Source organism: Streptomyces sp. CO7 (assembly GCF_053474865.1).
The window spans coordinates 1,106,518-1,110,860 of record NZ_JBRIOU010000004.1; the positions used below are offsets into that span (position 1 = coordinate 1,106,518).

Consider the following 4,343-nt stretch of genomic DNA (forward strand, 5'->3'; position numbering starts at 1 on the left):
GAGGAACGCCCCGGGCCGGAGGGCCGTGAGGCCTTGCCGGTGGCTGCCGAATGGCGGCTGGCGGGTGACCTGGGGCGGCGGTACGGAGCCGCCTCCGGGGACCGCAACCCGATCCACCTCACGGCGGCGACGGCCCGGCTCTTCGGGTTCCCCCGGGCCATCGCGCACGGCATGTGGACGGCGGCGCGGTGCGTGGCGGCGCACGGGATGCCGGCGACGGGGCGGGTGACGGTGCGGTTCAGGGCGCCGGTACTCCTTCCCGGCACCGTCGCGTACGGCGCATCCGGCGACCGGTTCGAACTCCGCGGGCACGGCCGCCTCCACCTCGAGGGCGGGACGGCGCCCTTGCCGTAGCCGCCACGACCGGGGCCCGGTCGGCACCACGGCGCCGACCGGGAACCGCTCCCGTCGCCGACCGCGAACCGCTCCCGTCCCCTGGCCCGAGGCCGACCCTGGTCAGCGGACCGCCCACCGCGCCTGCCACCCCGCGCGACGGCACCGTACGCACGGGGCCCCTGCCGCAGCGCGGCGCAGGCACAGCCCGGGTGGACAGCGACGCGCTGTCCCCCGGCGGGGCGATCGGCCCCCGCGGACGGTGCCGGCGCGACGGCTCAGGCCGGCGGCGGGGTCCAGGGGCGGCCGGCGGTGAGGTCTCCGAGACCGGCCCAGGCAAAGTTCATCAGCGTCGCGGCGGCCTGCCGCGCGGAGACCCCGTCCGTCGAGTTGGCCCAGGCGGCGAGCGACTCCGCCGCCCCCACCAGCGCCTCCGCGAGCCCGGCGACCTCCCGCTCGGGCAGGTCCGGGTCCCGGTGCGCCGCCCGTGCCTCGACCGCGATCAACTGGGTGACGAAGACGACCAGTTCCGCCCGCATCGCGGCGACCTCCGCCGCGAACGGCTCGCCGTGCGTGCGGGCCTGAACGTGCAACACGGCCCAGCCGTCGGGGTTCTCGGCGGTGTACCGGAAGAACGCGTGCAGCCCTTCCCAGAGTTGCCGGTCGGCGGGGAGCGCGGGGTCGGCGACGCCCTCCCGGACCGCCTCGGTGAGGGCCCTCGCCTCACGGCGGATGCACGCCGTGAACAGGTCCTCCTTGGAGTTCAGGTACAGGTACACCAACGGCTTGGAGACGCCCGCGAGTTCGGCCACCTCGTCCATCGAGGCGCCGCGGTAGCCCTGGCGGCCGAACACCCGGACGGCGGCGTCCATCATCTGTCGTTCGCGTTCCGCCCGTGGCAGCCGTCGGGTCCGCACCGCTCCTCCAACCATGCGGCAACCATAACGAGGCCCCGGTGGATCCACCGGGGCCTCGTCGGTAAAAGGAACGCCAGGCTCGGGCGTCAGCCCACCGTGACCTTGTCCCGGTCGGCGGGAGCCGGCTCGTCCAGAGCGTGCCGCAGCTTCTCGCCCTCGATGTCGAGGTCCGGCAGCGCGCGGTCCAGCCACTTGGGCAGCCACCAGGCGCCGCGGCCGAGCAGCGACATGATCGCCGGCACCAGCGTCATCCGCACCACGAAGGCGTCGATCAGGACGCCCACCGCGAGCGCGAAGCCGATGGACTTGATGATCGGGTCGTGGGCGAAGACGAAGCCCGCGAACACGGCGGTCATGATCAGCGCCGCCGCGGTCACCACCCGGGCGTTGTGGCCGAGGCCGCTGACGGTGGCCTCCCGCGCGGAGGCGCCGTGCACGAAGTCCTCGCGCATCCGGGAGACCAGGAAGACCTCGTAGTCCATGGCCAGACCGAAGAGGATGCCGATGAGGATGATCGGCAGGAAGCTGACCAGCGGTCCTGGGGTGTCCACGCCCACCAGGTCGGCGAGGTGACCCTGCTGGAAGACGGCCGTGGTCAGTCCGAAGGTCGCGCCGACGGTGAGCAGGAAGCCGAGCGCGGCCTTGACCGGCACCAGCACCGAGCGGAACACCAGCATCAGCAGCAGCACCGACAGTCCGACCACCAGCAGCAGGTAGACCGGCAGCGCGTCGGCGAGCTTCTCGGAGATGTCGATGCCGATCGCGGTGACGCCGGTCAGCGCGACGTCGGCGCCCTGGACGTCGGCGACCTTGCCGCGGATGGCGTGGACGGTGTCCTCGGTGGCGGTGTCGGTCGGTCCGGTGGTCGGGACGACGGCGACCAGAGCCGTCGTGCCGTCCTGGTTGAACTGGGGCGGGGCGACGGCCGCGACGCCCTTGACGTCCTTGACCAGGGCGGAGACGTCCTGCACGGCGGCCTTGGTGGCGGCCGGGGTGTCGGCGGCGACGACGGCCAGCAGGCGGCCGTTGAAGCCGGGGCCGAAGCCCTCGGCGGTCAGGTCGAACGCCTGCCGCTCGGTGGTCTCGACGGCGGCGGTGCCGGCGTCCGGCAGCGCCAGGTGCATGTCGCGGGCGGGCAGCGTCAGCGCGGCCAGACCTGCCACGCCGACGATCAGGATCGGGATGCGCAGCTTGAGCGCCAGGCGGCCCCAGGTGTGGCCGAAGCCCTGCTTCACCTCGACGGTCCCGCCCTCCTCGCGCTTCTCGGCGACGGAGTCGCGCAGCTTGCGCGGCAGGATCTTGTCCCCGGCGAAGGCGAGCACCGCCGGGAGCAGGGTGAGCGCGACCAGCACGGCCACCGCGACGGTCGCCGCCGCGGCCAGGCCCATGGCCGACAGGAACGGGATGCCGACGATCGAGAGACCGGCCAGCGCGATGACGACGGTGGCGCCGGCGAAGACCACCGCGGAGCCCGCGGTGCCGATGGCCCGTCCGGCCGCCTCGCGCCGTTCCATGCCCTCGACGAGGAAGCCGCGGTAGCGGGAGGTGATGAAGAGGGAGTAGTCGATGCCCACGGCCAGGCCCAGCATCAGCGCCAGCACCGGGCTGGTGCTGTTGAGCTCGACGAACCCGGTCAGCGCGTACAGGCCGGCCATGCCGACGCCCACGCCCACCAGGGCGTTGAGCAGCGTCATGCCCGCGGCGACCAGCGAGCCGAAGGTGACCATGAGGACCACGGCGGCGATCACCACGCCGATCGCCTCGGTGGAGCCGATCTCCGGCGGGGTCTGGGCGAGTTCGCCGCCCACCTCGACGCGGACCGTGCCGTCCTCGCCGTCGTACTTCTCGGGCAGGTCGGCGTAGGCCTCGCGCTGCTCGTCGGTGATGTCCGCGATCTCGTCCTCGAACTGCACCTGGACGAGCGCGTAGCGGCCGTCCTGCGAGATCGACCGCGCCTTGAACGGGTCCATCGCGGCGACCACGTCGGGTATCGCGGCCGCGTCCTTGACGACGGGCGCGACGTCGGCGGGCGTCAGCTTCTCGTCGGAGGTGACCACCACGGTGCCGGTGGCGCCCGCGGCCTGCGGGAACTGCTTCTGCAGTGCGTCCATCGCGCGCTGGGACTCGGTCCCCGGCATGCGGAACGCGTTGGTGGTGGTGCCCATGAAGGCCGCCGCCGCACCGCCCATCAGGGCGAGCAGCAGCAGCCACACGGCCACCACCAGGCCGCGGCGGCCGAAGCACGCGCGGCCCAACCGGTAGAGCAAGGTCGCCATGGGAGAGGGGCCCTTCTTCTAGTTCTTCCCGAGCTCTGTATCGAGGCCGGCCCGGTCGGGGCCGAGGTCGAGCGTGCGGAGCGCGCCGGTGAGCAGCGCCTCGCGCAGGGTCCGGTCGTCGTACGGCAGGTCGGCCGCGCCGGTGGCGAAGATCCCGCCGAGGGCGATCGAGGCGGCGATGCGGTCCCGTGGATCGGTGGAGCGTCCGGCGACGGCGTCGACCAGCCGGTCGCGGATCCCGTCGATGGTCTCCACGCCCAGGTCGGGCAGGCAGGAGACGTCGGCGAGGTTGTCGAAGAGCAGCTTGATCTCGCGCCGGAAGCGCAGCGTGATGCCGACGAAGGAGTGGATCGCGGTCACCGCGGCCTCCTCGCCGTCCAGCTCGGCCAGCCGGGCGTCGAGGTCGAAGACCTCGTTGCCCACCGGCATCAGCAGCTCGGTGAGGATCGCCTCCTTGTTGCTGAAGTGGTAGAGCAACGAGGCCTTGGAACAGCCCACGTCGGCGGCGATGTCCGCGAGGGACGTGCCGCGGAAACCGCGGGAGACGAACAGGCGCAGGGCGGAGGCGAGCAGTCGCTCGTGCAGCCCGCTGGACGTGCGTGCCATGACCTCACGGTAACTGTCCGAACGGTCAGATCTGACCGTTCGGACAGGCGAGCCGGTGTGTGTTCCCTCACGGTTTCGCCCGGACGGCGGATTCGCCCCCCGTGACGGCCGAAGGCCCCCTTCGCCCGGAATGGGCGAAGGGGGCCTTCGGTCGGCTGCGTGGAAGCCGGCCCTGCGGGGGGGCAGGCACCGCGGGGGGCAGGCTCCGCGG

At 73.0% G+C, this 4,343-nt stretch carries 4 protein-coding genes; 1 reads left to right on the plus strand and 3 read right to left on the minus strand.

Annotated features, from left to right (window positions below; all coding sequences use genetic code 11):
- A partial coding sequence (locus tag ACOV8S_RS17910; protein WP_448318773.1) for a MaoC family dehydratase occupies positions 1 to 354 on the plus strand: 354 nt, incomplete at its 5' end.
- A gap of 257 nt (positions 355 to 611) precedes the next feature.
- On the opposite strand, the gene ACOV8S_RS17915 is transcribed toward ACOV8S_RS17910, so the two are convergent.
- The 3 genes from ACOV8S_RS17915 to ACOV8S_RS17925 form a co-directional block, all read right to left on the minus strand.
- Complete coding sequence (locus ACOV8S_RS17915) at positions 612 to 1,265, minus strand: TetR/AcrR family transcriptional regulator (protein WP_448318774.1); 654 nt, start codon at positions 1,263 to 1,265, stop codon at positions 612 to 614.
- A 71-nt stretch (positions 1,266 to 1,336) separates the two neighbouring features.
- Complete coding sequence (locus ACOV8S_RS17920; RefSeq protein ID WP_448318775.1) at positions 1,337 to 3,526, minus strand: MMPL family transporter; 2,190 nt, start codon at positions 3,524 to 3,526, stop codon at positions 1,337 to 1,339.
- A gap of 18 nt (positions 3,527 to 3,544) precedes the next feature.
- Positions 3,545 to 4,132, minus strand: a complete 588-nt coding sequence (locus ACOV8S_RS17925) for a TetR/AcrR family transcriptional regulator (protein ID WP_448318776.1) — start codon at positions 4,130 to 4,132, stop codon at positions 3,545 to 3,547.
- Positions 4,133 to 4,343 lie beyond the last annotated feature (211 nt).

Coding starts and splice junctions, on each gene's coding strand:
- ACOV8S_RS17925 (WP_448318776.1), bottom strand. CDS start 4,132: ATGGCACGCACGTCCAGCGGGCTGCACGAGCGACTGCTCGCCTCCGCC.
- ACOV8S_RS17920 (WP_448318775.1), bottom strand. CDS start 3,526: ATGGCGACCTTGCTCTACCGGTTGGGCCGCGCGTGCTTCGGCCGCCGC.
- ACOV8S_RS17915 (WP_448318774.1), bottom strand. CDS start 1,265: ATGGTTGGAGGAGCGGTGCGGACCCGACGGCTGCCACGGGCGGAACGC.